Genomic DNA, 26786 nt, shown 5'->3' with positions numbered 1-26786 from the left:
CCGTCATCTCCCGGTCCGAAACCTGCTCAAGCTCCTCGCAGCCGGGAATGCAACGACGCAGAACATCCGCGTCGTTCAGCGCCAACCAAACAGCCCCACGACCCGCCAACAATCGATACTCGCCAACAAAATCCATGGAACGCCAATCCCTTGTTGCGACGCCCGCCCTGCGGGACGTCGACCCTTTCCCTAAGCTTGGCCAAGCTGCCCCCGCCTTTCAAGTGCTTGCGAGAAAATCGGCGAGAAACTTCTTCTTGCCGCAGCGCAGCACAGGCCCTGCCCTGCGAGGCGATTGACCCGCGCCGTGAACCGCCCTAAGGCCAACGGAAACGGCGCCACCCGAAGGTCGCCGCCAGTTCCTGCCCGGCCGGCCGCCGGGCCGTTCGAGAAGGCAGTCCGTTCCCGTGTCCGTTCGCCCCGCCCTGCCCGGCTCCGATCCCGCTCCCGCCCCCGCCGGCAAGCCCCCGACCGCCTGCTGGCCGCTGATCCTGGAAACGCGCGGCTGGGACGACTATGCGCTGCTCGACTTCGGGCACGGGCGCAAACTGGAGCGCTACGGCCGCATCGTCGTCGACCGGCCGGAACCCCAGGCGATGGGCGCGCCGCGCCTGCCAGAAAAGCGCTGGCTGTCGGCCGATGCCGTCTTCACCGGCAATGACGAGGACGACGGGCCGGGACGCTGGCGGCTGAACCGCGACCTGCCCGATACCTGGCCGATGCGGTTTCACGACGTCCACTTTCTCGGCCGTTTCATGTCGTTCCGCCATGTCGGCGTGTTTCCCGAGCAGGCCGCCCACTGGCAGTGGATGGCCGAGCGGGTGGCGGCGCGCCAGGCCGCCGGCGGCAAGCCGATGCGCATCCTCAACCTGTTCGGCTATACCGGCCTTGCCTCCTTGGTGCCGGCCGCCGCCGGCGCCGAGGTCACCCATATCGACGCCTCCAAGAAGGCGATCGGCTGGGCGCGCGAGAACCAGGCGATGTCCGGCCTCGACCATCTGCCGGTGCGCTGGATCTGCGAGGACGCGGCGAAATTCGTCGCCCGCGAGGTCAAGCGCGGCAACCGCTATGACGGCATCCTGCTCGATCCGCCGAAATACGGCCGCGGCCCCAAGGGCGAGGTCTGGGACCTTTACGAGAGCCTGCCGGCCTTGATGCCGATGATCGAGGAGATCCTGTCGCCGGAGGCCGATTTCCTGGTGCTCACCGCCTATGCGATCCGGGCGAGCTTCCTGTCGCTGCATGAGCTGATGGCCGAAACGCTGTCGCGGCGCGGCGGCGTGCTCGCCTCCGGCGAGTTGGTGCTGCGCGAGGAGGGCGGCAGCCGCGCGCTCTCCACCTCGCTCTACAGCCGCTGGAGCGCCACATGAGCACCAATCTCCCGCGCCCCGGACAGGTGAAGCAGGTCACGTCCTTTTCCAACCCGCTGGTCAAGGACATCAAGGCGCTGATCGCCCAGCGCAAGCACCGGCAGAAGAGCGGGCGCTTCGTCGCCGAGGGGCTGAAGCTTGCCACCGACGCGCTGGCCGCCGGCTGGGAGGTCGACATGCTGGTGCTCGGCCCGGAAGCACGGGACAGCGCCCCGGCGCGCGAGGTCGCAGCGACGGCACGGGCGCGCGGCGCCACGATCCTGGAAGTCTCCACCGCCGTGCTCGCCGCGATGACCCGGCGCGACAACCCGCAGATGGTCGTCGGCGTCTATGGCCAGCGTCTGCTCTCCGCAGCGGCTCTGGAGAAAGCCTTCGCGGCCGCGCCGCAGGGCGTATGGGTGGCGCTCGACCAGGTGCGCGATCCGGGCAATCTCGGCACGATCATCCGCACCGCCGATGCGGTCGGGGCGTCCGGCGTTCTTCTGGTCGGCGACACCACCGATCCCTTCGCGGTCGAGGCGGTGCGCGCCACCATGGGTTCGCTGTTCCATGTGCCGCTCGCCCGTCTCACCCGCGAGGCCTTCCGCGAGATCGCCGCACGCTGGCCCGGCACGGTCGTCGGCACCCATCTCAAGGGCTCGTCCGACTATCGCAGCATCGACTATCGCCGGCCGGCGCTGCTGCTGATGGGCAACGAACAGTCCGGCCTGCCGCAGGAGATGGCGGAGGCCTGCAGCGCCCTCGCCCGCATCCCGCAGGCGGGCCAGGCCGACAGTCTCAACCTGGCGGTTGCGACTGCGATAATGCTCTACGAGATCCGCCGCGGCGACCTGTCGCTCACCTGACCTGACCTTTGCGGGAGCCAGATCCATGCGCCTTTTCGTCTTCGGCCTCGGCTATTCGGCGGATGCCTTCGTCCGGCGCGTCTCCAGCCGCTGCGAGACGATCACCGCGACCACCCGAAGCGCGGAGAAGGCCGCGCGGCTGGCGGAGCGGGGCATTGCGCCGGTTCTCTTCGACGGCACGGCGCCCGGCAACGAGGTGCGCGCGGCGCTGGCCGACGCCACCCATGTGCTCGTCTCCATCGCACCGGGCGAGGCGGGCGACCCGGTGCTTGCCCATCACGCTGACGATCTCGCGGCCGCGCGCCCTGAATGGATCGGCTATCTTTCCACCGTCGGCGTCTATGGCAATCACGACGGCGGCTGGGTCGACGAGGAAACGCCGTGCCGGCCCGTCTCGCGGCGCTCGCGCCAGCGGGTCGAGGCGGAGGAGGCCTGGCTCGCCTTTGCCGCCGAGCACGGCCTACCGGTGCAGATCTTCCGCCTGTCGGGCATCTACGGGCCGGGGCGCAATGCCTTCGTCAATTTCGAGAAAGGCACGGCTCGCCGGCTGATCAAGCCGGGCCAGGTGTTCAACCGCATCCATGTGGAGGACATCGCCGGCGCGCTGGAGGCGGCGATCGACACTGCTCCGGCGACGCGCATCTTCAACGTCACGGACGATGAGCCGGCGCCGCCGCAGGACGTGATCGCCCATGCGGCGGAGCTTTTGGGCGTCGCGCCACCGCCGGAGCAGGATTTCGAGACCGCCGAGCTGTCGCCGATGGCGCGCTCCTTCTACGGAGAGAACAAGCGGGTCTCCAACGACCGGGTGAAGCGGGAGCTCGGCTACGCGTTCCGCTATCCCGACTACCGCACCGCGCTCGCCGCGCTCCACCGCAACGGCTGGCGCTGAGGCGCGGCCAGGGTCTGGGTGTCGGTGTGGGTCACGCACTGCCGCCGACCGGCAGGGGCGGCGCCGGTTTGCGACCCCGGCGCTGCGCGACGGCGGTGGCGGCAAGGCTGCCGACGACCAGCACCATGGCCACGGCCAGCGTCAGCGTCGGCGTCGCCCCCAGGAACAGCACCGACAGGACCACCGCGGTCACCGGGCTGAGGCCGAGAAAGGCGGTCACCACCGCCGCCGGCAACCGGCTCAGCGCGTAGAGCCAGAGCAGGAAGCCCGCGCCGCTCGACAGGCCGACGAAGCCGACCAGCATCACGGTGCGCCGCGACCAGTCGGCCATCGGCAGGCCCTGCCCTTCGAGAAGAGCCATGACACCGAGCGGCAGCAGCGAGGCGAGCATGGCGATGACGCTGACCTTGGCGACGCCGCAGCGCTGCAGATAGGGCCGGTAGAGATGCGAGCACAGCGCACCGGTGAGCGTTGCCAGCGCCGCGCAACCGACGCCGATCCAGTCGGAGGCGAGCATCCGGCCCGTCAGCGCCTCGCCGGCCAGCAGGATACCGACGCCGACGACCGACAGCAGGATCGAGGCGAGTTCCAGCGGCGAAACCCGTCCGACGGCAAAGCGCAGACCAACGGCCAGCGTTACGATGGGCAAGGTCGCGAAGACCAGCGCCACCCGCGGCGAGCCGGTATGCAGCACGGCGACGTTGAGCAGGCCGACCAGCACGCCGAACTGGCCGATGCCGATCAGGGCCACGGGGAGCATGTCGCGCCGGGCCACCGGCGCGCCGGAGGAGAAGAAGGCCACCGGCAGCAGGATCAGCAGGGCGATGGCATAGCGCAGGAAGCCGAGCCGCCCGGCACCGACTTCGGCAACCACCGCTTCGCTCGCCACAAGGGCCGCCCCGACCTGCAATCCGGTGAAGATCGCGCCAAGCACGGCCCCTCTCACAGGTCGCGCCCCCAGTTCTGGCCGACCAGATCATGGCCGAAGCTGCGGTGGTGTTCTTCCTCCAGCAGTTCGAAGCCGGCCGCCTCGTAGATGCGCCGTGCCGAGACGAGAATGTCGTTGGTCCACAGCACCATGCGCCGATAGCCGGCACCGCGTGCAAAGCGCAGGCATTCCTCGACAAGGGCACGGCCAAGGCCGCGCCCGCGCGCCACCGGATCGACATAGAGCATCCGCAGCTTGGCGACCTCGTCGTCCTGGCGCACGACGAAGACCGAGCCGACGACCTCGCCCTCCATCTCGGCGATCCAGCAACGCTCGCGTGCCGGATCGAATTCGCGGACGAACTTGCCGGCGATCTCGGAAATCAGCCCTTCGAAGGTCCAGTCAAAGCCGTATTCCTGCGTATAAAGCGCCGCCTGCCGGTGAATGACCCAACCGAGATCGCCGGGCCTCGGATCGCGCAGGATGAAGGCGCGGGTGTCGGGCGTATCTCCGAGCAGCCGGCGGATGCGGGCCATCGCGCCGGTCAACTGGCCGCGTGCCTCCGCCGGCAACCCCGAGAGCAGGCTCGCGACCTCGCGCGCCGAAGCCTCATTGAGCCCGCTGAAGACCTCCCGGCCCCGCTCGGTCAGCGTCAGCGCCAGCCGCTTGGCGTTCTCGGGCGAGGGCGTGCGGGCCAGCAGCCCGTCGCTCTCGAGCCCGGACAGCAGCCGGCTGAGATAACCGGCATCCATCTGCAGGATGTCGCCGAGATCCCGCGCCGAAGGCGGCGCATCGGGCCGGGCGTTGGCGAGTTCGTAGAGAATGCGCACCTGGGCGAGTGAATAGTCGGAGGCGAGCATCCGCTCGTTCAGCGCGCCGACGAGGCGGGTGTGGAAGCGGTTGAACTGGCGTATGGCGGCGACGTCCGGATCCTGCAGCGGTGAGACAGGCATGTTGACAACCTCCTGACTATGTTGCTTCAGTCAACTTATCGGGGGAGCCAGCCGCCGGTCAACGAAAATGACGGGATCGGAACTGCGGGAAAGACGAAGCGCGGAGCCTTGGTGAGGCTCCGCGCGGTGTTCTCAAGCCTGCACTGTACGGCACGCCGGCCGCCAGCCCCCCCCGCGTCAGGCGGCGCTGCGGGTCCGGCGCACCGCATCCTGCCAGCCGGCATAGAGCGCCGCCCGCTCCGCCTCGGCCATGCGCGGCTCGAAACGGCGGTCGAGATGCCAGTTGCCGGAAAACTCGTCCATTCCCGGCCACACGCCCGCCTTGTGGCCGGCGAGCCAGGCCGCGCCCAGCGCGGTCGTCTCCAGCACCTGCGGCCGGTCGACCGGTGCGCCGAGCACGTCGGAGAGGAACTGCATCGTCCAGTCGGAGGCGGTCATGCCGCCATCGACCCGCAGCACGATGCCGTCGGTGTCCATATCCGCCGCGTCGGCCCGCATCGCCTCGATCAGGTCGCGGGTCTGGTAGCCGACGCTTTCCAGTGCCGCGCGGCAGAAGTCGGCCGGGCCGCTCGCCCGGGTCAGGCCGTAGATCGCCCCGCGCGCATCCGGGTCCCAGTACGGCGCGCCGAGGCCGACAAAGGCCGGCACGAGGTAGAGGCGGTTCTCCGGATCGGAGGCTTCGGCGAGCTTCTGGCTTTCGCCCGCCGTGCCGATGATGCCGAGCCCGTCGCGCAGCCACTGCACGGCGCTGCCGGCGACGAAGATCGAGCCTTCCAGCGCATAGGTTGTCCGCCCGTCGAGGCGATAAGCGATGGTCGACAGCAGCCGGTTCCGCGAGGCGACGCGGGTCTCGCCGGTATTGAGCAGCGCGAAGCAGCCGGTGCCATAGGTCGACTTGACCATGCCGGGGCGGAAACAGGCCTGGCCGACGGTCGCCGCCTGCTGGTCGCCGGCAACCCCGAGGATCGGCAGTGCCGCGCCGAAATGCTCCGGATCGACCGTGCCGAAGTCGTCGGCGCTGTCCTTCACCTCCGGCAGCATCGACAGGGGCACGCCGAGCAGGCCGCAAAGCTCCTCGTCCCAGCGGTTCTCGTCGATGTTGTAGAGCAGCGTGCGCGAGGCGTTGGTCGCATCCGTCACATGCGAGCGGCCGCCGGTCAGCTTCCAGATCAGCCAGCTATCGACGGTGCCGAACAGCAGTTCGCCGCTTTCCGCCCGCGCCCGCGCGCCTTCGACATTGTCGAGGATCCAGGCCAGCTTAGTGCCGGAGAAATAGGGATCGAGCAGCAGGCCGGTCTTGCGGGTGAACAGGTCCTCGTGGCCCTCGCGCTTCAGCCCAGCACAGAAGTCCGCCGTGCGGCGGTCCTGCCAGACGATGGCGCGGTACACGGGCTCGCCGGTCTTGCGGCTCCACACCAGCGTCGTCTCGCGCTGGTTGGTGATGCCGACAGCGGCAATCGCCGACGCCCCGCCCTCGATCCCGGCCAGCGCTTCGCGGCAGACGGCGAGCGTCGAGGTCCACAGATCCTCCGGCTCGTGCTCGACCCAGCCGGAATGCGGAAAATGCTGAGGGAACTCCTGCTGCCCCACGGCAACCGACCGGAAGGCGCCGTCGAAGACAATCGCCCGGCTCGATGTGGTGCCCTGGTCGATTGCGAGTATGTGTCCGCCGCTCACGCGTCTCCTCCGAATGTTCGCTTTCTTTCCTTATTTTCCATCTGGACAATCAAATGAAACCAAAAACCCGTCAATCGAAAACCATCTCTCCCTCTGAGCCGCCAGTTGCAGGACGGGTGCGCGTGATCGACGCAAGGCCCGGGCACTGATAGTCTCGCCAAACTGCCGTACCGCCGGATCGCCGGCAAGCCTCCCGACCGGCCGCCGCTCCGCCATGTCCAGTGCCTCCAAGACCCGCTCGCTTTCCCTGCTGACCCTTGCCGTCATCGCCGCACTGTCGCTGTGGTTCGTCTCGGCCGCGATCCTGCCCGAGATGCTGGCCGAGCATCCGATCACGCCGGTGCGCCAGGCGCTGCTGTCGAGCGCCGTGCAGGTGGGCTTCGTCGTCGGCGCGCTCGCCTCGGCCATTCTCGGCCTGCCGGACCGGCTGCATCCCGGCCGGCTGTTCGCCGCCTGCGCCGCGCTGGCGGCGCTGGTCAACGCGGCGCTGCTGGTCCTGCCCATCGGCGGCACGGGAGCGATCCTGGCGCGGGTCGCCACCGGCGCCCTGCTTGCCGGTGTCTATCCGGTCGGCATGAAGATCGCCGTCGGCTGGGGCTTGCGAGATCGCGGCTTCCTTGTCGGCCTGCTGGTCGGCGCGGTGACGATCGGCTCGGCGCTGCCGCATGTGATCGCACTCGGCGGCGGCGCCGACTGGCGGGCGACCGTGCTCATCGCCTCCGCAGCCTCGCTCATTGCCGCGAGCCTCGCCCTTGCCGTGCGGCTCGGGCCATATCACGCAAGTTCGCCGCGCTTCGATCCGGCGGTGATCCGCCGCGCCTGGACCGACCGGCGCATCCGCCTCGCCTATGCCGGCTATTTCGGCCACATGTGGGAGCTCTATGCCATGTGGACCTGGGCCGGCGCCGCGATGGCCGCCGCCTTCATCCCGGTGCTGGGGGATGGCGAGGGCTTGCGGCTCGCGCGCCTCGTCACCTTCGCCGCCATCGCGCTCGGCGGGTTCGGCTGCATCGCCGGCGGCTGGGTCGCCGACCGCATCGGCAAGGACACGGTGGCGCTCGTCGCGCTCGCGGTCAGTTTCGCCAGTGCGATAGCGGCAGCCCTGTGCTTCGGCGGTCCGGTCTGGCTGCTGGCGGCGATCTTCCTGCTCTGGGGCGCATCCATCGTGCCGGACTCGCCGCAGTTTTCCGCACTCGTCGCCGATTTCGCCCCGCCGGAGCAGGCCGGCAGCCTGATGACGCTGCAGACGGCCATCGGCTTCGCCCTGACCTTCGTCACGGTGCAGGCGGCCCCCGTCGTCGCCGAACACTCCGGCTGGCCGGTGCTGCTGGCGCTGCTGGCGCTCGGTCCCGCCGTCGGTCTGGTGGCCATGCTGAGGTTGTGGCGCCTGTCGCGCGCCTGAGAGGAGGTTGCCCCCTTGAAACGCAAAAAGCGCCGTGCCTTGTCCGGGCATCGGCGCTTCGCGCATCACGCAAGTCTTGCGTGAAGGGACGGCTTCGGCCGGGTTCTCCCGGCCGGCGCGTTACAGGACGCGCAGGTTCTCCGCGACCGTGTGGCCGCGCAGATAGGCGAGATCATAGGCCACGAGCTGGCCCTCGCGCAGGCTCGGAACGCCCGACTTGCGCAGTGCCGCCATGTCCACGTGAACATAGTCGCCTTCGTTCGGTTCGATCGCGCCGATACCGGCCTTGTTGTCGAACCACTTCACATTTCCAAGTTCCATAGTCAGTCTCTTTCTTATCGTTCTTGTTTTCGCTTGCACCGCTTTGAGGGTGCCATGCCGTCGCCTGCCCGCCTCCGCCATCGCGAAAGCCGGGCTGCAACAGGTCCATCGCGGTGCGGAACGTATCGCACCGTCGCATGACGATCTGCGCCAGGGTCGTTTCTCGGAACCGCCCGTCCCTCATTTTGCAATGCGAGGGTGACAGGCTTGCGACACCGTTCGGCGCGCGTGGTCGTCGGTCAATGATGAACAAGCACCGTTAACAAATGGTGAGCGCATTCCATTTTGCAAGCCCGATCAAGCCAAGCACCTTGCACACCGCCCCCCATCACAAGCGCCGCCGGGTCTGCTATGGTCGCCGCAAGGACCCTCGATCTCCCGAAGGAATTGCGTGAGAATGCGACCAGCCGTCAAAGTCCTGCTGCTCTACCCGCGCTTCCAGGCGGGGTCCTTCTGGAACTACCAGGAGACCTGCAACCTGGTCGGCGCCAAGTACCCGGCACCGCCCCTCGGCCTGATCACCGTCGCGGCGATGCTGCCCGAGAGCTGGGAGCCGCGGCTGGTCGACCGCAACACGGCGGAGTTGCGGGACGAGGACCTTGCCTGGGCCGATGTCGTCTTCACCGGCGGCATGCTGCCGCAGCAGTCCGACACGCTGGCGATCATCGCCCTGTGCAAGGGCGCCGGCATTCCGGTTGTGGTCGGCGGACCGGACGTGACCTCGAGCCCCGATCACTACGCGCAGGCCGACTTCCGGGTCATCGGCGAGGCCGAGGGCATCTTCGGCGCCTTCCTCGAGGCATTCGAGCGCGGCGAGCGGAGCGGCACGTTCGAGGCCGAGAAGTTCAAGGCCGACGTCACCACCACACCGGTCCCGCGCTTCGATCTGCTGAACTTTTCCGATTATGTGCAGGTCAACGTGCAGTTCTCGCGCGGCTGCCCGTTCACCTGCGAATTCTGCGACATCATCGAGCTCTACGGCCGCAAGCCGCGCACCAAGGGCAGCGCGCAGATCCTGGCCGAGCTTCAGGCGCTCTACGACCTCGGCTATCGCGGCCATGTCGATTTCGTCGACGACAACCTGATCGGCAACAAGAAGGCGGTGAAGGCGTTCCTGCCCGATCTCATCGCCTGGCAGAAGGCCCATGGGCGCCCGTTCGAACTGTCCACCGAAGCTTCGCTCAACCTGGCGGACGACGAGGACCTGCTCGAAATGATGCGTCACGCCGGGTTCTTCGTCGTCTTTGTCGGCATCGAGAGCCCGGACCCGGACGTGCTGGTCGCCACCCGCAAGAAGCAGAACACGCGGCGCGACATCGCCGCCAGCGTGCACAAGATCTACGAGGCCGGCATCTTCGTCATCGGCGGCTTCATCGTCGGCTTCGACGAAGAGAGCGACCGGGTGGCGGACGAGATCGCCGGCCTGATCGAAGAGGCCGCCATTCCCGTCGCCATGACCGGGCTGCTCTACGCCCTGCCCAACACCCAGCTCACCCGGCGGCTGGCGGCACAGGGCCGGCTGCATGCCGAGTTCGACGTCGCCGATCCCGATCACGAGCAGGGCGACCAGTGCACGGCCGGGCTCAATTTCGAGACCCTGCGCCCGCGCGCGCAGATCCTCGCCGACTACCGGAAGGTGATCGAACGGGTCTACTCACCCGAGACCTATTTCGGCCGGCTGCGCAAGATGGTCGAGCTGCTCGACATGAGCGGCCCCAATGGCGACGTGCTCAACGCCCGCCTGCCAAGCGATGTGAGGAAGCTGGGCAAGCTCGTCTGGTCGATCACCCTGCGCAAGCCCGGGCATCGCGGCCACCTGTGGCGGATGATCGCCTTCACGCTGCGGCACAACCCGCGCGCCCTCAACCCGATGCTGCACATGGTGGCGCTCTACGTGCATCTCGGCCCGTTCTCGCGCTTCGTGTTGCAGCAGATCGACACGCAGATCGCCGAGATCGAGGCCGGCAACTGGCAAGCGCCCGCCCTCGTCGCCGCCGAATAGGCGGCGGCGCAAGGCAGCGTGCGGGTCAGGAATCCATCTTCAGGGCCTTGATAAAGGCTTCCTGCGGGATCTCCACCTTGCCGAACTGGCGCATGCGCTTCTTGCCTTCCTTCTGCTTTTCCAGAAGCTTGCGCTTGCGCGTCGCGTCGCCGCCATAGCACTTGGCGGTGACGTCCTTGCGCAGCGCCGCGATGGTCTCGCGGGCGATGACCCGGGCGCCGATGGCCGCCTGGATCGGGATCTTGAACATGTGCCGGGGAATCAGGTCCTTCAGCTTCTCGCACATGGCGCGGCCGCGCCGGTCGGCCTGCGTGCGGTGGACCAGCACGGAGAGCGCGTCGACCGGTTCGGCATTGACCAGGATCGACATCTTGACGAGGTCGCCCTCGCGATAATCGGTGATCTGGTAGTCGAAGGAGGCGTAGCCCTTGGAGATCGACTTCAGCCGGTCGTAGAAGTCGAAGACCACCTCGTTCAGCGGCAGGTCATAGGTGACCATGGCGCGGTTGCCGACATAGTTGAGGTCGATCTGCACGCCGCGCCGCTCCTGGCACAGGGTCAGGATCGCGCCGAGATACTCGTCCGGCGTCATGATCGTGGCGCGGATCCACGGCTCCTCGATCGTGTCGATCTTCACCGGGTCCGGCATGTCGGCCGGATTGTGCAACTCCTTCAGCGTGCCGTCGGTCAGGTGCATACGGTAGACGACCGAGGGCGCGGTGGCGATCAGGTCGAGGTCGAACTCGCGCTCCAGCCGCTCCTGGACGATCTCCAGATGCAGGAGGCCGAGGAAGCCGCAGCGGAAGCCGAAGCCGAGCGCCGCCGAGGTCTCCATCTCGAAGGAGAAGCTGGCATCGTTGAGGCGCAGCTTGCCCATCGCCGCGCGCAGGTCCTCGAAATCGTTGGCATCGACCGGAAAGAGGCCGCAGAACACCACCGGCTGGGCCGGCTTGAAGCCGGGAAGCGCCTGCGCGCAGGGCTTGCGGTCGTCGGTGATCGTGTCGCCGACGCGGGTGTCGGCCACTTCCTTGATCGAGGCGGTGATGACGCCGATCTCGCCGGGGCCGAGGCTGTCGACCGACAGGAATTTCGGCGTCATGACGCCGACCCGGTCGATCTCATAGGCCGCACCCGTGCCCATCATCTTGACCTTCTGGCCCTTCTTCATCGAGCCGTCGATGATGCGCACCAGCACCATGACGCCGAGATAGGCGTCATACCAGCTATCGACCAGCAGCGCCTTCAGCGGCGCGCCGGGATCGCCCTCGGGCGCCGGCAGGCGGTTGACGATCGCCTCCAGCACGTTCTCGACGCCAAGGCCGGTCTTGGCCGAGATCATCACCGCTTCGGAGGCATCGAGGCCGATCACGTCCTCGATCTGCTGCTTGACGCGCTCGGGCTCGGCCGCCGGCAGGTCGACCTTGTTGAGCACTGACACGATCTCATGATCGTTGTCGATGGCCTGGTAGACATTGGCGAGCGTCTGCGCCTCGACGCCCTGGCTGGCGTCGACGACCAGCAGCGACCCTTCGCAGGCGGCGAGCGAACGCGACACCTCATAGGCGAAGTCGACATGGCCCGGCGTGTCGATCAGGTTCAGCTTGTACTGCTTGCCGTCCTTGGCGTTGTAGATCAGGCGCACGGTCTGCGCCTTGATGGTGATGCCGCGCTCGCGCTCGATGTCCATCGAATCGAGCACCTGCTCCTTCATCTCGCGCTCGGTCAGCGTGCCCGTCATCTGGATCAGGCGGTCGGCCAGCGTCGATTTGCCGTGGTCGATATGCGCCACGATCGAGAAATTGCGAATGTCGGAGATTTTCTGCGTGCTCATGCGCGCCCATTTACCATCGCCGGATGCGCCGGCAAAGCGGATTGCGCGGCGCAGCATCCAAAAAACACGGCAAAACCACGCGACCGGCCCGATCGCGCCGCAAGCCGCGCCCGCAAGCGGCCAACACCCTCACCTTGCCACCAGAACCTCGGTGCAGGCCTCGGGCAGGGCCGACAGGGTCATGTGCTTCTTCTGCACCGGGGCCGCGGGCTTGTCGGTCTTTTTCGGCTTCTTCGGCACCCAGGGCTCGTCGGACAGCCAGGAGACCAGTTCGGCGCCGCAGCCGTCGCCCGGCGGCGGCGCGTCCTGATCCTTGCAGCCGATGCTTCCTGCCGGACAGGCGATCCGCACATGGAAGTGGTAGTGGTGGCCCCACCAGGGCCGGACCTTGCGCAGCCAGCCGCGCTCGCCGGTCTCGAAGCGGCACAGCGCCTGCTTGATGCCCGGATGGACGAAGATGCGGGAGACCTGCGGATCCTGCGCCGCGCGGCGGATCAGCCGCGCATGGCTGTCGGTCCATTTCGCCGGATCGACGCCGCGATCGGCGCCCGGCAGTTCGGACGGCCCCTTCAGCATCGAGATCGCCGTCATCGTCTCGCGCTCCTCGCGCGACAGGGTGCGGCCGGGCATCGGCGTCAGCCAGATATCGGCGTCGAGGCCGATCTGGTGGCTCGAATGGCCGGAGGTCATCGGCCCGCCGCGCGGCTGGGCAAGATCGCCGACGAGCAGGCCGCTCCAGCCGAGCGCCGGGGCGTCGCCGGCCAGCCGCTGCAGCATGGCGACCAGGTGCGGATGGCCCCAGTTGCGGTTGCGCGACAGGCGCATGACCTGCCAGGTCGGCCCGTCGACGGCAAGCGCCGTGGCGCCGGCGAGACAGCCCTTGGCATAGGAGCCGATGGCGCGGGCGGCGAGCGGGGCCGGCGCGCGCACCGCGCCGAAAAGATCCTTGGCGACGGCGCCGGGCCGCACCGCCGATGCCGGCAGGCCGGAGGGCGCGGCGGCAAGCTGCAGGGGCGCGGCGGCGGCCGGCTTCTCGCGCGGCAGCGGCGTCGCATGGGCGGCCGACACGGCGGCGAGCGCCGCCAGGGCGCCGGCCAGCAGCGGCAGGCGCGACAGGCCCGACAACAGACCCGGCAGGCCCGGCAGGCCCGACAGGCGCACCAGTCGACCCCGGCTGGCAATGGCTGCTGCATGCATGCGCGTCATGGCCGGCTCCTTTCGTTCCGCGCTGGCCCTGCCCGCCGGCACAGCGCACCGACGGTCACGACCAGTGTCGCGCCGGAGCGTTTACACCTGGTTAACCATACCGCACCGAAGCGGCGCGCGGGTCAGTCCTCGCGCTCGCTCATCTCCTCCGCCAGCCGGTCGAGCAGCAGCGTGTTGTCGCGGATGATGCGGTCGGCGACGCCGTTCAGCTCGATGATGTTGCCGGGGCGGGTGTTGTCGATCGCCTCCGCGCCCTCCGGCAGTTCGCCGTCGAGGCGCACGATCTCGCCGATGCCGGCGGCCGGCAGCAGCCGCTCGGCCTGATAGGCGGCGGTGGTCGACTGGCCATGCGCGAGAATCGACAGCAGCGGCACGCCATTGGCCGGCAGCAGCCAGCCAAGCGGGCCCCAGGACGCCGCCTCGCGGAAGCTCCAGGACCGGTGCCTGTCGGCGCCGGTGCCGAGCGACAGGATGGTGATCCCGCCCGGCTCCCAGTCGAGCTTCATCGCCTCCAGCCAGACCGCCAGGGTCGGGTTGTTCATGACGACGCCGCCGTCGATCAGCACCCGCTCGTCGCCCTTGGTCAGGTTCTCCGCGCGCATCGGCTCGAAATAGACCGGCGCGGCCGTCGTCGCCCGCACCGCCTGCCAGAAATAATAGTCGTCCGGCCGGCTGCCGTCGCTCTGGCGGCCGTTGGTCATGAACACCGCCTCGCGGCGGCCGATGTCATAGGCGGTCAAGACGACGCGGGTCAGCGCCGATTGCAGCGAGGTCCAGCCGAGCTGGTCCTTGAGCATGCGCTCCAGCGGCCGTTCGTCGTAGCGCTCGTCGAGAAGCGCGCGCGGGTTGGCGACGAACCGCTCGAACAGGCTCTTGCGGCGGAACACCTCGCGCGCCTCCACCTCGAAGAAGCGGCGCAGCTCGGAAATGCCGGCCGCCGGAGCGCCGCCGGTGTCGTCGGGGCGCGGGGCGGCAAGGCCGGCGGCGATCAGCCCGCCGATGGAGCTGCCGCCGATCATGTCGACATAGCGGTGCAGCGGCTTGCCCTTGCCGCGCATGCGCAGCCGCGCCTCCAGCGATTCCAGGATCCGCAGCGGAATCAGCCCGCGAATGCCGCCTCCGTCGATCGCCAGGATGAAACGCCTGCGTGCTGCCGCCATGGATTGCTTGCCTCCGCTCGCTGCCCCGTATCGCCCGCCGAACCGGTCGACGAATGCCGATCATGCCGCGCCAAGCCTTTGCGCGAAATACGACAAACCGATGACCCGAGCTGCAGAAAGAGCAGGCAGGCGGAGGGAGGCGGGTGCGACGGATCAGCCGGCCTTCGCCTCGGCCTCGGCGGCGCGAACCTCGACGGCGGCGATCAGCCGCTCGATGTCCCGCGGCCGCGACAGCCGGTGGTCGCCGTCCTTGATCAGGGTCAGCACCACATCGTCCAGCGCCAGGCACTCGGTCAGCCGCAGCGCGTGGCGCCAGGGCACGGCATCGTCGCGCTGGCCCTGCAGGATGGTGACCGGGCAGCCGGTCTCGATCAGGCCGCCGAGCAGCAGGTTGTCGCGGCCGTCCTCGATCAGCGCCCGGGTGATCACATAGGGGCTGTCGTCATATTCCGACGGGCGCTCGAAACGGCCCTGGCGCAGGATCGTCTCGCGGATCTCGTCGGTGAACTCGTGCTTCCACATCAGCTCTTCGGTGAAGTCCGGCGCCGGGGCGATCAGCACCATGCCGGCGAGCGGCGCGGCCGCCACCGGCCGGGCGGCAAGCGCGCGGGCCAGCAGCAGCGCGATCCAGCCGCCCATCGACGAGCCGACGACGATGGTCGGCTCGCGGCAGAAGGCCTCGTGCACCGCCCGCGCCTCCTCGGCCCAGCGCGAGATGGTGCCGTCCTCGAACGCGCCGCCCGAGAGGCCGTGGCCGGAATAGTCGAGGCGGGTGATGGCGCGGCCGGTGGCGCGCGCCCAGGTGGCCAGTTCCTCGGCCTTGGTGCCGGCCATGTCGGACTTGAAGCCGGACAGCCACAGCACGCCGCAGCGCCCCGGCGCGCCCTCCTCGCGCAGCACGGCGATCCGCCGCCTGTCGGCGCCGACCTCGATATGGCGCACCTGATCCTGAGCCTCTCCGTCCATCGCTGCCTCCGTCTGCCTCGCTCTCTTGCCTGATTGCCGCCCGATGTGGCACAGGTCGCAAGCCTTGAAAAGTCCGCGCCAGAAAACTCCGCGCCGGGCCTTCGCTTGCCCCATCCGACAGGAGCCGCCGTGACCCGCCGAACCGTGCTGCAAGTCATCCCGGACCTCGACACGGGCGGCGCCGAGCGCACGACGGTCGACGTGGCGCGGGCGCTGGTGGCGGCCGGTCACCGGGCGATCGTCGCAAGCCGCGGCGGCCGGCTGGTGGCGGAGCTTGAGGCGGCCGGCGGCGAGCATGTGACGCTGCCGGTGGGACGAAAGTCGCCGATTGCGATCTGGCGCAATGCCGGCACGCTGACGCGCCTTGCGCGGGCGGAGGGGGTCGATCTGATCCATGCCCGCTCGCGCGCGCCGGCCTGGTCGGCACTGATCGCCGCACGGCGGCTGGATCTTGCCTTCGTCACCACCTATCACGGCATCTACAACCAGACCAACGCCTTGAAGGGGCTCTACAATTCGGTGATGGCGCGGGGCGATGCGGTGATCGCCAATTCCCGCTACACGGCCGCGCTGATCGCCGAGCGGCACCCTTTCGCGACAGACCGCCTCACCGTCATCCATCGCGGCTCCGACCTTGCCGCGCTCGATGCGGCGTCCGTTTCGCCCGAGCGCCGGCAGGCGCTGGCCGATGCCTGGGGCCTTCAGGCCGGCGAGCGGGTGATCCTCAACCTTGCCCGCCTGACCCCCTGGAAGGGCCAGGCGGTGCTGATCGACGCGCTGGTGCGCCTTGCCGCCTCGGGCGAGGCGCCGGCCGGCTGGACGGCGATCCTGGCCGGCGACCCGCAGGGGCGCGAGGCCTATGTGGCGGAGCTGAACTGGCGAATCGCCAATGCCGGCCTCGGGAACCGGGTGCGGCTGGTCGGCCACTGCGCCGATGTCGCCGCAGCCCTCGCCCTTGCCGATGTCGCGGTCGTTGCCTCGATCGAGCCGGAAGCCTTTGGCCGGGCCGCCGTCGAGGCGCAGGCCGCCGGCGTGCCGGTGGTCGCGACCAACCTTGGCGCCGTGCCCGAGACGGTGCTGGCGCCGCCCGATGTCGCGGAGGACCAGCGCACCGGCTGGCGCGTGCCGGCGAACGATGCCGCAGCGCTGGCCCGGACGCTTTCCGAGATGCTGGCGCTCGCGCCGCAGAACCGCGCGGCGCTGGCCGCACGGGCGCGCGCCCATGTGCGCCGCGACTTCACGGTCGAGGCGATGTGCGGGGCAACGCTCGCCGTCTACGAACGGCTGCTCGGCGCCGGCTTGTCCCCGGACGATCCCGGCGCGGCGGCCAGCCGGCGAAGCGAAAGCGGTTGACTCCGCGCCGGTTTCGCTTGATTTTCTTGGCATGGCGCCCTGCGGCGTGCCAAGTTTTCCCCGGCGCCCGGCGTTCGGGGTATTTGTCGTTGCAGGGCAAAACCGCCGGCCGCGCGCCGGCTTCGCCAAGTCGTTGAAACGTTAGAGGAGATTGCGACCATTCGCCGTCCATACCGCGCCCCGCCGCCGACCAAGGAAGGCCCGCGCACAAACCAAGAGATCCGCGTTCGGGAAGTCCAGCTCATCGACCAGGACGGACAGAACCTCGGTGTCACGCCCACGGAAGACGCCTTGAGGATGGCCGAAGAGGCCGGTCTGGATCTTGTCGAGATTTCTCCGAACTCTTCGCCGCCCGTCTGCAAGATCCTTGACTATGGCAAGTACAAGTATCTGAGCCAGAAGAAGGCGGCAGAGGCGCGCAAGAACCAGAAGATCGTCGAGGTCAAGGAAATCAAGATGCGTCCGAACATCGACACCCATGATTATGAGGTGAAGATGCGGAACATGAAGCGTTTCTTCGACGAGGGCGACAAGGTCAAGGTCACCCTGCGGTTCCGCGGACGCGAAATGGCGCATCAGGACCTGGGCGTCGCGCTGCTCAACAAGGTGCGGGACGAGACGGCCGAGTTCGCCAAGGTCGAATCCCACCCGCGGCTGGAAGGCCGCCAGATGGTGATGGTGCTGGCGCCGATCGCGCGCTGACGCCTGCCACCCGACACGGCCGCGGCACGCGGCGGTTTTTCGCGGAACCCGGCCTTAAAAAGGGCCGGGTTTCGCAGTTTCACGGCAAGGGCCGGCGAACGGGCCGCAAACGGGCGGCACGAGGTCCGGCAAGTCCGCCGGAGCGCTTGCGTTTCGCCCCGGCTTTGCCTATAAGCCCCTGTCCCGAGCCGCCCGGCTTCGCGGGACCGGCCGTGTTTCGGCCGACATCCGCGACAAAAGGGCATGCCGTGGCGGCTCACAAACGGCTTCCAACAAAAGCCGGCGGTTCAGCCCCGCCGGGCCAAGAAAGGATGCAAAATGCCCAAGCTGAAGACGAAGTCCGGCGCCAAGAAGCGCTTCAAACTGACCGCGACCGGCAAGGTCAAGACCGCTCAGGCGGGCAAGCGTCACGGGATGATCAAGCGTTCCGCCAAGTTCATCCGCAACGCACGCGGCACGACCACTCTGGCCGAGCCCGATGCCCGTATCGTCAAGAAGTTCCTGCCCTACGGCTGAACCTGACGACGTTCTAGACTTTTCAAGGAGTTACACCCCATGTCGCGTGTCAAAAGGGGCGTTACCGCCCACGCCAAGCACAAGAAGGTCCTCAAGGCCGCCAAGGGCTACTACGGTCGTCGCAAGAACACGATCCGCGTTGCCAAGCAGGCGGTCGAGAAGGCCGGCCAGTACGCCTATCGCGACCGCAAGGTTCGCAAGCGGAACTTCCGTTCGCTCTGGATCCAGCGCATCAACGCCGCTGTCCGTGAGCACGGCCTGACCTACGGGCGCTTCATCGACGGCCTCAACAAGGCCGGCATCGAGATCGACCGCAAGGTCCTCTCCGACATCGCCATCCGCGAGCCGGATGCGTTCAAGCTCTTGACCGAGCAGGCAAAGGGCGCCCTCGCCGCCTGAGGCGCGAGAGCCCGATCCGCCCTCGCGGGATCGACAGACAAACGGAAGGCGCGCCCCGCAAGGAGCGCGCCTTTTGCGTGCCGGCGACCGCTTGTCGGATTTTGAGAAATTTCGAGACGGATTTTGCAAAATTCCGTCTCGAAATCGGCTTTTCGCGTCTCAATCGTCGCAAAATCGCCAAACCGCGGCGCGGAGGCCCAGCGGGGACAGGACGGGGATAGCGGCGGGGACACGTGCGCGAGGCGGGAGCTCACGCCGGCCCCGGACCAGCCTCCCGAGGCAAGCCCCCTCGCCCGCTCCTGTCTTCGGCCCTGTCTTCGGCCCTGTCTTCGGCGCTATCCCCGTCCGCTCGTCATTTAATCCCCGGCCAGCAGGCCCGTGATAAGGTCGAAGACGATCCTGATGCGCCGGCTGGTGTGCAGCTCGCGATGGGTGACCAGGAAGACCGGGACGACAAAGGGCGGCATGTCCGGCAGAACGCACTCGACCTCCGGCGCCTGGCGGGCGACCGCCTCGACCATGACGCCGACGCCGAGCCCGGCCCGGACATAGTGCCAGGCGACGACGCCGTTCTCGCTGACGATGGGGAAGCTGCCCTGGGTCAGCGACAGGCCTTCCGTGTTCAGCGCCAGGCGGAACCGTTCGGAGCGCTCGAAGCCGATGAAGGGCCAGGCCGACAGGGCGGCGGCATCGCGCGGGTGCCCGCCCTGCCGGGCGATGAGATCGCGCGAGGCATAGATCCGGGCCAGCATGTCGGGCATCCGCCGGACGACCAGATCGCCGTCCTGCGGCTCGACATGACGGATGGCAATGTCGGCCTCGCGGCGCAGCAGGTCGCTCAGACTGTTGGAGGCAACGACGTTGACCGAGATGCCGGGCGCCGCCGCGCGCAGCCGCGCCAGCATCGGCGGCAGCAGGAAGGCGGCGGTGACGTCGCTGGCGGCGATCGAGACCTCGCCCTCGACCGCCTCGACCCGGCCGGAGGCGGCCAGCGAGACGCGGTTCGCCGCCTCGCCCATGGCGCGGGCATGCTCCAGCAGTTCCAGCCCCGAGCGGGTGAGGCTGAGGGAGCGGCCGACCCGCTCGAACAGGATGACGCCAAGTTCGGCTTCCAGCGCCGCGACCTGGCGGCCGAGCGTCGGCTGGGTCAGCTTGAGGATGCGGGCGGCGGCCGAGAGCGAGCCCTCCTCGGCGGTGACGAGAAAGGCGCGCAGGCGGTTCCAGTCGAAGGGGGGACGGAAATTCATGCAAAAACGTATAACGAGACTGCATTTTTATGCAATTTCATTTGGTTCGCCGCCACGCTAAGCCAGAGACGCGAGCGAAACCGACAGCGGAGCCGGATGACATGCGCAGGCAGGACGACTTCTGGGACAAGGCGGCGCGCAAATACGCCGCCAGCCCGATCCGGAACGAGGCCGCCTACCAGCGGACGCTGGAGGCGACGGCGGCGCATCTGACGCCGCAGGACCGGGTGCTGGAGATCGGCTGCGGCACCGGCACGACGGCCTTGCGGCTGGCCGGACATGCGGGCCGCTATCTCGGCACCGACATCTCGGGCGAAATGATCGCGATCGCCCGCGAGCGGGCCGCGGCGGCCGGTGTCGAGACGGTCGACTTCCAGAAGACGGCGGCGAGCGAGGCCGGACGGGCGGAACTCGCCGCCGGCGCGCCGCCCTTCGACGCGGTGCTGGCCTTCAACCTGCTGCATCTGCTGGAGGACCTGCCGGGCACGCTCGCCGCGCTGCGCGAGAAGCTGAAGCCGGGCGGGCTGCTGATCTCCAAGACGGTCTGCCTGAAGAACTGGGGCTGGTACATCCGCCCGCTGGTCACGGCGATGCAGCTTGTCGGCAAGGCGCCGCATGTCGGCTTTCTCAGCATCGCCGAACTGGACCGGACGATCGTAGACGCCGGCTTCCGCATCGTGGAGGCGGACCTGCTGCCGGCCTCGCACAAGGCGCGCTTCGTGGTGGCGCAGAAGATCTGAGGCGCGCGCGCGGCCCTCTCACGCGCCGAGGAACCGGTCGAGAATCGCCTCGGTCATTTCGCGCAGGGCCTGACGGGCCATGTCCGGCGACAGGCGGGCGACATCGGTGAGCGCGATCATCGCCTCGGTGCCGGTGGCCGCCGACAGGGCGCCGACCAAAAGGGCGAGCCGATCCGCCGGCAGGGCCGGGCGGTGCCCGGCAAGGGCCGCCTCGAACATGGCAACGCGGCGCGCGCCCCGCAGCGGCGCCTTGGTGCCGCCTTCCGCCAGCCAGCAGTCGAGACTGCGCGCCAGGAACTGGCGAAAGGCCGGCTCATGCGCCAGCGCCAGATCGAACATGTAGAGGCTGACGGCCAGCACCTTCGCGCGCGGCGTGTCGCAGCCTTGCACGATCTCGGCATAGTCGCGCACCTCCACCGCAAGGCCCGCCTCCGCCGCCAGCACCGCCGGATCGGAGAAATAGCGATAGGCCGTCGCCTTGGAGATGCCGCTCTCGGCGGCGGCGGCCGTCACCGTCACCGGCTCGCCGCGCTCGATGAGCGCACGGGCGCCGGCCAGGATCGCCTCGCGGGTGCGGGACTTCTGGGAGATGCGTTCGCGGGTCGCCGTCATGCCTTCCTCATAATAAGACACTTGTCTCATAAAAAGACTTGTGTATCATAAGGGCATCGCTTCCTTCTCACAAGTGGAGACAGACCGTGGCAGACAGTCGCGCCAGAACCTATGAAACGCTCGGCATCCTGATGAAATTCCATGCCTTTCCCGGCGAGACGATGGGCAAGTTCTGTCTTGTCGAGGCGGTGGTGCCGCCGGGGCTCGGCGCGCCGCCCAACCACCATGCCGGCGAGACCGAGGCCTTCTACGTGCTGGAGGGCGAGATCGAGTTCATGGTCGCGGGCGAAACGCGGATCGCCGGGCCGGGCAGCCATGTGGCGATTCCCGACGGGGCTGTGCATGCCTTCGCCGCAAGGGGAGACGCGCCGGCACGGGTGCTGATCCTCAACGCGCCGGGCCACATGCACGAGCGCTTCTTCACCGAACTGGGCCGGCCGGTCGCCGACGAGACGCGCGCGCCGGCGCCGATGGACGGGCCGCCGGACGTGGCGAAGGTGATGCAGGTGGCCGGCGCGACCGGCATGACCATCCTGCCGCCGCCGGCCTGAGGCGGGCGGATGGCCGGAGCCCTCCTCGCCGGCTGCTACAGCGGCCAGACGAGCAGCAGCAGGGGCATGGCGACGGCCATCACCAGCAGTTCCAGCGGCAGGCCGAGGCGCCAGTAGTCGCCGAAGCCGAAGCCGCCGGGACCCAGGATCAGCGTGTTGTTCTGGTGGCCGATGGGGGTGAGGAAGGCGCAGGAGGCGCCGATCGCCACCGCCATCAGGAAGGCATCGGCGCTGACCCCGAGCGCCAGGGCGATGCCGATGGCGATCGGGCACATGACGGCGGCGGTCGCCGCGTTGTTCATCACGTCCGACAGGAACATGGTGACGACCAGCACCATGGCCAGCGCGGCGACCGGATGGCCCTGGGCGACGCTGCCGACCAGAAAGGAGGCGATGAGCCCGGCCGTGCCGGTCGCCTCCAGGGCGCCGGCAACGGGAATGAGCGCGGCGAGCAGCACCACCACCGGCCAGTCGATGGCGGTGTAGACGGCGCGCAGCGGCATGGTCTTCAGCACCATGGAGGCGAGCACGCCGGCGGCGAAGGCGACGGAGGCCGGCAGCAGGCCGACCGCCGCGACCAGGATCGACAGCGCCAGGATCACCGCCGACAGCAGGGCGAGGCGCTTGTCGGGAATGCGCAAGTCGCGCTCGGCCAGCGGCACGCAACCCATTTCCGAGGCGAAGACGGTCAGCACCTCGGCCGGCCCCTGCATCAACAGCAGATCGCCCGACTGCAATCTCAGGGTGCGCAGCCGCGTGGTCTCGCGGCGGCCGTCGCGCGAAACGCCGAGCAGGTTCAGCCCGTAGCGGCTGCGCAGGGCGAGATCGCGCGCCGAACGGCCGACAAGCTGCGATTCCGGCCGCACCACCAGCTCACGCAGCACCACCTCGTCCGCCTCCCCGTCGCGGCGAACCTCGCCCCGCTCCGCCTCGCCGGACCGGGAGGAGGCGCCCTGCCCCTTGCCGCCGGCCGCCGGCTCCGGCCGGGGCTGGGGCTGCGGCTGAGGCGCCAGCGCCACGTCGCCAAGGGCGGCGGCCTCGTCGATCTCGCGGCGGCGCACCTCGTCTTCGGCGCGGCGGGCCTGCAGCTCGCGGGCGCGCTCCTTTTCCTCGCGCTCCTCGTCCTGCGCCTTGACCTGCTCCTCCAGCTTCAGGTCGAGCTTGGAGAGCGCTTCGGCGATGCCCTCGACATCGGCCTCCAGCACCAGGACGTCGCCGCCCTGGACCCGGCGGTTGCCGCGCGGGGCGCTGATGCGCAGGCCGCCGCGCACCAGACCGACGACCTGGGCATCGGCCTTGTCGAGCTCCGCCTCGATCTCGTGCAGGGTCATGCCGTCGGCCTTGCCCTTGTCGACCACCCGCACCTCGGTGAGATAGGAGCCGACCTCGAAGGCCTCGCCGGCGGCGGCGCGGGTAACCGGCACCAGCCGCCAGCCGATGGTGACGACGAAGGCAATGCCGGCCAGCGCCACGGCGACGCCGACCGGCGCGAAGTCGAACATGGAAAAGCCGCTGCCGGAATTGGAGACGCGAAAGCCGGAGACGATGAGGTTCGGCGGGGTGCCGATCAGCGTCGTCATGCCGCCGAGGATCGTGCCGAAGGCGAGCGGCATCAGCATGCGGCCCGGCGTCATGTCGAGGCGGCGGGCAAGCTGCAGCGCCACCGGCATCAACAGCGCCATGGCGCCGACATTGTTCATGAAGCCGGAGAGCGCCGCGCCAAGGCCGACCAGCGCGGCGAGGCTGACGGTGCGCCCGGCCCGCGCCGGCAGCACCGTGCGGGCCAGGACATCGACGGCGCCGGAGGTCTGCAGCGCGCGGCTCAGCACCAGCACGCAGGCAACCGTGATCACCGCCGGATGGCCGAAGCCGGCAAACGCCTCCTGCGAGGGCACCAGACCGGCGACGACACAGGCGATCAGCGCACCCATCGCCACGATGTCGTGGCGCAGGCGCCCGGACAGGAAGGCGGCCATCGCCAGGGCGAGAATGGCAAGGATCGCGATCTGGTCGCCGGTCATGCAGTGCTCCGCTCGTGCCTTGCAAACGTCTGTAGCGCCTTGCAGGTTGCACGAAAACCGTGGACATGGCGACGGGGGCGAAAACGGACGGGCCCATGTCGCGCGCGCGGCTATGCAACGCAGGGCAACTGACTTAAGACGGCCGGCGGGGACGGGCGAGCAGGACGAGACCGGCAGCAGATGGACGAGAGCGGCGACACGGGACGGGCAGCAGCCCCCCAGGCACCCGCCGACATGCTGGCGCTTTTCGACGCGGGAGCGGCAACGGCGCTGCTGTTCGCCCGGCCGCGGCGGATCATCGCCTGCCATGAGGTCGGCGGCGTCGAAGCGGCGCTCGCCGAGGCCGAGGCAGCGGCGCGCGCGGGCTTTCATGTCGCCGGTTTCATCGCCTATGAGGCGGGCTTCGCCTTCGAGGACAAGCTGCGGGGGCTTGCGCCGAACGACCCGGCGCTGCCCTTGCTGCGCTTCGGCGTCTATGAGGAGGCCGAGAGGCTGACGATGAGCGAGGCGCTGGCGCGAATCGGCGCCGGCGACATCGCGCAAGCGGGATGCGGCGGGACGGATGCTCGGGTCGACGGGTTCGAACTGAGCCGCGAAGACTACGATGCGGCCTTCGCCGCCGTGCGCGATCATCTTGCCAGGGGCGACATCTACCAGGCCAACCTGACGATGCGGGCGCGCGGGCGGATCACCGGCGACCCGGCTCGGCTGTTCGCCCGGCTGCTGCTGTCGCAGCCGGTCGGCCATGCGGCGTTCCTGAGAACGGAGAGCCGCACCGTGCTGTCGCTGTCGCCGGAGCTGTTCCTGGAGCGACGCGGCACGCGGGTGACGAGCCGGCCGATGAAGGGCACCGCACCGCGCGGGCGGACGGACGAGGAGGACCGGCGCATCGCGCGGGCGCTTGCCGGCGACCCGAAATCGCAAGCCGAGAACGTGATGATCGTCGACCTGATGCGCAACGACCTGTCGCGCATCGCGCAAACGGGCAGCGTCAAGGTGCCGCGCCTCTTCGAGGTCGAGCCTTATTCGACGCTGTTCCAGATGACCTCGACGGTGGAGGGAAAGGTGCCGGCCGGGACCGGCTTTGCCGCCTGTATGCGCGAGCTGTTTCCCTGCGGCTCGATCACCGGGGCGCCGAAGCTTTCGGCGATGCAGATCATCCATCGGCTGGAGAGCGGGCCGCGCGGCATCTATACCGGCGGCATCGGCCATCTGGAGCCCTCCGGCGACTTCCGCTTCAACGTGGCGATCCGCACGCTGGTGGTGGAGGCGGACGGCCGGTTCGAGGTCGGCGCGGGATCGGGGCTGGTGTTCGATTCCGCCAGCACGCCGGAATATGACGAGTGCCGGCTGAAGCTCGCCTTCCTGGAGCGCGAGGCGCCGGACTTCGCGCTGTTCGAGACGATGGCCTGGCATCCGCCGGAGACGGGGGGGCCGCTGGCCGGATACCTGCTGCTGGAGCGGCATATTAGCCGGCTTACCAACAGTGCGGCGCGGCTCGGTTTTCCGCTCGACAAGGAGGCGGCGCGGGCGCTGCTGGCGCGGCGGGCGGCGGCTTTCGAAGGTCCTCGCCGGGTGCGGCTGGAACTGGCCGGCGACGGCAAGCTGGCGCTGGAGGACCGGGAGCTGCCGCCGGCGGTGAAGCAGTGGACGGCGGTCCTCGCCGATGTGACGATGGCGGCCGGCGATCCGCTGCTGTGGCACAAGACGACGCGGCGCGAGATCTATGACGGCACGCGGGCGCGGCTGTCCGCTTCGACCGGCTGCGACGAGGTGATCTTCGCCAATGACGGGGGCTATCTGACGGAAGGCAGCTTCACCAACCTCTTCCTCGCGCGCGGCGGCCGGCTGCTGACCCCGGCGCTGCGGCACGGGCTGCTGCCGGGCACGCTGCGGGCCGCGCTGCTCGACAGCGGACGCGCGGTGGAGGCGGACCTGCGGCCAGAAGACCTCGCCAGCGCGGACAAGATTTATCTGGGGAATTCGCTGCGCGGGCTGGTCGAGACGCGGATCCAGTCGCGGGCAACGCTCGCCGCCGGCTGATCCGCCGCGGTGCCGCTCTCTTCGCCGTGCCCTTCATCATGCTCGCCGGCAGGCGCGCCCGGCCGCGCCCCGAGGTCGCCGCCAACGAGGCGGGCATAGCGGTCGCCCGGCAGATGGCGGCGGAACGGGCTCTGCCGCAGCAGCTCTTCCCGGTGCGAGAGCGTGTGCGAGGGGCGATGCGAGGGGGTGGCAGGAGGCGAGGCGGCGGGCGAGGCCTCGCCCGGATCGTCCTCGTTCGCCGGCTCGGGAGTGGGCTCGTCGACACGCGGCGCGGCGCGCGGCGCCCGGTCCGACGGCCAGGGCAGGATCTCCAGTTCCGGCCAGGCGGCCTTCATCCGCAGCGCCTTGTCCAGATAGGCCGCCGAATTGTCGAGCGCCGGATTGGGCACCAGCCGCATGGCGAAGATATCGGCAAGACCGAAGGGCGCGGCGAGCGACAGGCGGCCGTCCGCCTCCAGCCGCACGGCAACGGCATGGGTGCGCGCGGCATAGTTGAGGAGCGCCTCGTCGGTGCAGGCGAGCGGCGGATAGTCGATGCCGTGCTTTTGCCGGAACCAGAGGGGCACGCGCGCCTGGTTGCGGATCTCCACCGGCGCCGGCAGGCCGGAAAAGCGCGGGCGGGCGCGGGTGATCACCCGGTCCTCGGCCTCGTAGCTGGTATCCCCGTCGAAATAGACCAGGTCGAAATCGCGGATGCCATGGCCGGCGGGGCGGCCGGTCAGCGCGTTCCAGACGGTCTGGTAGATGGCGCCGCTGGCAAGGCGCCAGTCCGGCAGGGCAAGGCCGCGGGCGATCCGCAGCACCCGCATCACCACCGGATCCATGCGCAGGATCAGCTCCAGCACACGCCTGCGGTCATCCTCGCTGGCAAGCGAGGGATCGCCCAGCGTGGTGCGCCCGAAGGCAAGGCCCTGGCCAAGGGCGGGAGGCACGGCTTGCGCCGGCTTCATCGCATGACCCTCTCCTGTTGCACGTCCCGGTCCCTCGCGCGAGCAGCCCCTCGCAACGACAGGCCGCGCCGCGCGTCGCCCCTGGCCCGAAGGATGGGGGGC

General features: G+C 69.1%; 25 protein-coding genes. 12 read left to right on the top strand and 13 right to left on the bottom strand.

Features of this window, described 5'->3' with window-relative positions; all coding sequences use genetic code 11:
• The coding region (locus TSB10P1A_RS16175) for an SRPBCC domain-containing protein (RefSeq protein ID WP_256376689.1) at positions 1 to 136 on the bottom strand (136 nt) is incomplete at its 3' end.
• Between the two features lie 268 nt (positions 137 to 404).
• Between TSB10P1A_RS16175 and TSB10P1A_RS16170 the strand changes: the two genes are divergently transcribed.
• The 3 genes from TSB10P1A_RS16170 to TSB10P1A_RS16160 are packed head-to-tail and all read left to right on the top strand — an operon-like array spanning position 405 to position 3104.
• A complete protein-coding gene (locus tag TSB10P1A_RS16170) occupies positions 405 to 1367 on the top strand; it encodes a class I SAM-dependent methyltransferase (protein WP_186388942.1) in 963 nt (320 codons plus the stop codon).
• Positions 1364 to 2212, top strand: coding sequence for an RNA methyltransferase (locus TSB10P1A_RS16165; RefSeq protein WP_186388941.1), 849 nt, complete (start codon positions 1364 to 1366; stop codon positions 2210 to 2212). The genes TSB10P1A_RS16170 and TSB10P1A_RS16165 overlap by 4 nt, the downstream gene beginning before the upstream one ends.
• Positions 2213 to 2237: 25 nt before the next feature.
• Entirely contained in the window at positions 2238 to 3104 is an 867-nt protein-coding gene (locus TSB10P1A_RS16160; RefSeq protein WP_186388940.1) for an SDR family oxidoreductase, read from the top strand.
• A 31-nt stretch (positions 3105 to 3135) separates the two neighbouring features.
• Here the strand turns inward: TSB10P1A_RS16160 and TSB10P1A_RS16155 are convergent, their stop codons facing one another.
• From TSB10P1A_RS16155 to glpK, 3 genes are all read right to left on the bottom strand, one after another.
• Entirely contained in the window at positions 3136 to 4038 is a 903-nt protein-coding gene (locus tag TSB10P1A_RS16155; RefSeq protein ID WP_208984947.1) for a DMT family transporter, read from the bottom strand.
• A gap of 8 nt (positions 4039 to 4046) precedes the next feature.
• Positions 4047 to 4985, bottom strand: a complete 939-nt coding sequence (locus TSB10P1A_RS16150; protein WP_186388938.1) for a bifunctional helix-turn-helix transcriptional regulator/GNAT family N-acetyltransferase — start codon at positions 4983 to 4985, stop codon at positions 4047 to 4049.
• Positions 4986 to 5162: 177 nt separating this feature from the next.
• Positions 5163 to 6662 (bottom strand): glycerol kinase GlpK, encoded by a 1500-nt coding sequence (glpK, locus tag TSB10P1A_RS16145; protein ID WP_186388937.1) that lies wholly within the window; start codon positions 6660 to 6662, stop codon positions 5163 to 5165.
• Positions 6663 to 6876: 214 nt separating this feature from the next.
• Between glpK and TSB10P1A_RS16140 the strand changes: the two genes are divergently transcribed.
• A complete protein-coding gene (locus TSB10P1A_RS16140; RefSeq protein ID WP_186388936.1) occupies positions 6877 to 8064 on the top strand; it encodes an MFS transporter in 1188 nt (395 codons plus the stop codon).
• Between the two features lie 120 nt (positions 8065 to 8184).
• Here the strand turns inward: TSB10P1A_RS16140 and TSB10P1A_RS16135 are convergent, their stop codons facing one another.
• Positions 8185 to 8385, bottom strand: coding sequence for a cold-shock protein (locus TSB10P1A_RS16135; protein ID WP_186388935.1), 201 nt, complete (start codon positions 8383 to 8385; stop codon positions 8185 to 8187).
• A gap of 397 nt (positions 8386 to 8782) precedes the next feature.
• On the opposite strand from TSB10P1A_RS16135, the gene TSB10P1A_RS16130 reads away from it, so the two are divergent.
• The gene (locus tag TSB10P1A_RS16130) at positions 8783 to 10387 is read left to right on the top strand and encodes a B12-binding domain-containing radical SAM protein (RefSeq protein ID WP_186388934.1); all 1605 of its coding nucleotides are present in this window, start codon (positions 8783 to 8785) and stop codon (positions 10385 to 10387) included.
• Between the two features lie 25 nt (positions 10388 to 10412).
• Here TSB10P1A_RS16130 and lepA read toward each other — a convergent pair whose 3' ends face one another.
• The 4 genes from lepA to TSB10P1A_RS16110 all read right to left on the bottom strand — a co-directional run bounded on the left by lepA (position 10413) and on the right by TSB10P1A_RS16110 (position 15550).
• Positions 10413 to 12218: a translation elongation factor 4 gene (gene lepA / locus TSB10P1A_RS16125; protein WP_186388933.1), complete on the bottom strand. Its 1806-nt coding sequence runs from the start codon at positions 12216 to 12218 to the stop codon at positions 10413 to 10415.
• A 129-nt stretch (positions 12219 to 12347) separates the two neighbouring features.
• Positions 12348 to 13424: a penicillin-insensitive murein endopeptidase gene (mepA, locus tag TSB10P1A_RS16120; protein ID WP_244293141.1), complete on the bottom strand. Its 1077-nt coding sequence runs from the start codon at positions 13422 to 13424 to the stop codon at positions 12348 to 12350.
• Between the two features lie 122 nt (positions 13425 to 13546).
• On the bottom strand, positions 13547 to 14584 hold the full coding sequence (locus TSB10P1A_RS16115) for a patatin-like phospholipase family protein (RefSeq protein WP_186388932.1): 1038 nt from the start codon (positions 14582 to 14584) through the stop codon (positions 13547 to 13549).
• Between the two features lie 153 nt (positions 14585 to 14737).
• Positions 14738 to 15550 carry a carboxylesterase gene (locus TSB10P1A_RS16110; RefSeq protein ID WP_186388931.1) on the bottom strand — a complete coding sequence of 271 codons (813 nt, stop codon included), beginning with the start codon at positions 15548 to 15550 and terminating at the stop codon, positions 14738 to 14740.
• Positions 15551 to 15679: 129 nt separating this feature from the next.
• On the opposite strand from TSB10P1A_RS16110, the gene TSB10P1A_RS16105 reads away from it, so the two are divergent.
• The 4 genes from TSB10P1A_RS16105 (at position 15680) to rplT (ending at position 18520) form a co-directional block, all read left to right on the top strand.
• Positions 15680 to 16903, top strand: coding sequence for a glycosyltransferase family 4 protein (locus TSB10P1A_RS16105; RefSeq protein ID WP_186388930.1), 1224 nt, complete (start codon positions 15680 to 15682; stop codon positions 16901 to 16903).
• Between the two features lie 159 nt (positions 16904 to 17062).
• Positions 17063 to 17605, top strand: coding sequence for a translation initiation factor IF-3 (gene infC, locus TSB10P1A_RS16100; RefSeq protein ID WP_186388983.1), 543 nt, complete (start codon positions 17063 to 17065; stop codon positions 17603 to 17605).
• A gap of 318 nt (positions 17606 to 17923) precedes the next feature.
• Positions 17924 to 18121: a 50S ribosomal protein L35 gene (rpmI, locus tag TSB10P1A_RS16095; RefSeq protein WP_067223866.1), complete on the top strand. Its 198-nt coding sequence runs from the start codon at positions 17924 to 17926 to the stop codon at positions 18119 to 18121.
• A gap of 39 nt (positions 18122 to 18160) precedes the next feature.
• Positions 18161 to 18520, top strand: coding sequence for a 50S ribosomal protein L20 (gene rplT, locus TSB10P1A_RS16090; RefSeq protein ID WP_186388929.1), 360 nt, complete (start codon positions 18161 to 18163; stop codon positions 18518 to 18520).
• 356 nt (positions 18521 to 18876) lie between these two features.
• Here rplT and TSB10P1A_RS16085 read toward each other — a convergent pair whose 3' ends face one another.
• Positions 18877 to 19767, bottom strand: a complete 891-nt coding sequence (locus TSB10P1A_RS16085) for a LysR family transcriptional regulator (protein WP_186388928.1) — start codon at positions 19765 to 19767, stop codon at positions 18877 to 18879.
• A gap of 101 nt (positions 19768 to 19868) precedes the next feature.
• Here TSB10P1A_RS16085 and TSB10P1A_RS16080 point away from each other — a divergent pair, with 101 nt between their 5' ends.
• Positions 19869 to 20507, top strand: a complete 639-nt coding sequence (locus TSB10P1A_RS16080; protein WP_186388927.1) for a bifunctional 2-polyprenyl-6-hydroxyphenol methylase/3-demethylubiquinol 3-O-methyltransferase UbiG — start codon at positions 19869 to 19871, stop codon at positions 20505 to 20507.
• Positions 20508 to 20525: 18 nt separating this feature from the next.
• On the opposite strand, the gene TSB10P1A_RS16075 is transcribed toward TSB10P1A_RS16080, so the two are convergent.
• Positions 20526 to 21119, bottom strand: a complete 594-nt coding sequence (locus TSB10P1A_RS16075; protein ID WP_186388926.1) for a TetR/AcrR family transcriptional regulator — start codon at positions 21117 to 21119, stop codon at positions 20526 to 20528.
• 86 nt (positions 21120 to 21205) lie between these two features.
• Between TSB10P1A_RS16075 and TSB10P1A_RS16070 the strand changes: the two genes are divergently transcribed.
• A complete protein-coding gene (locus TSB10P1A_RS16070; RefSeq protein WP_208985252.1) occupies positions 21206 to 21670 on the top strand; it encodes a cupin domain-containing protein in 465 nt (154 codons plus the stop codon).
• 35 nt (positions 21671 to 21705) lie between these two features.
• Here TSB10P1A_RS16070 and TSB10P1A_RS16065 read toward each other — a convergent pair whose 3' ends face one another.
• Positions 21706 to 23691 (bottom strand): SLC13 family permease, encoded by a 1986-nt coding sequence (locus tag TSB10P1A_RS16065; RefSeq protein WP_186388925.1) that lies wholly within the window; start codon positions 23689 to 23691, stop codon positions 21706 to 21708.
• A 180-nt stretch (positions 23692 to 23871) separates the two neighbouring features.
• Here TSB10P1A_RS16065 and pabB point away from each other — a divergent pair, with 180 nt between their 5' ends.
• Positions 23872 to 25734 carry an aminodeoxychorismate synthase component I gene (pabB, locus tag TSB10P1A_RS16060; protein WP_186388924.1) on the top strand — a complete coding sequence of 621 codons (1863 nt, stop codon included), beginning with the start codon at positions 23872 to 23874 and terminating at the stop codon, positions 25732 to 25734.
• Here pabB and TSB10P1A_RS23995 read toward each other — a convergent pair.
• Positions 25662 to 26684: a nucleotidyltransferase family protein gene (locus tag TSB10P1A_RS23995; protein ID WP_208987112.1), complete on the bottom strand. Its 1023-nt coding sequence runs from the start codon at positions 26682 to 26684 to the stop codon at positions 25662 to 25664. The genes pabB and TSB10P1A_RS23995 overlap by 73 nt on opposite strands.
• Positions 26685 to 26786: the final 102 nt, after the last annotated feature.

Source organism: Stappia sp. TSB10P1A (assembly GCF_900185725.1).
Classification (GTDB): Bacteria; Pseudomonadota; Alphaproteobacteria; order Rhizobiales; family Stappiaceae; genus Stappia.
The sequence above is the reverse complement of the archived record's forward strand: the minus strand, read 5'-3'. Positions and strand labels throughout refer to the sequence as shown.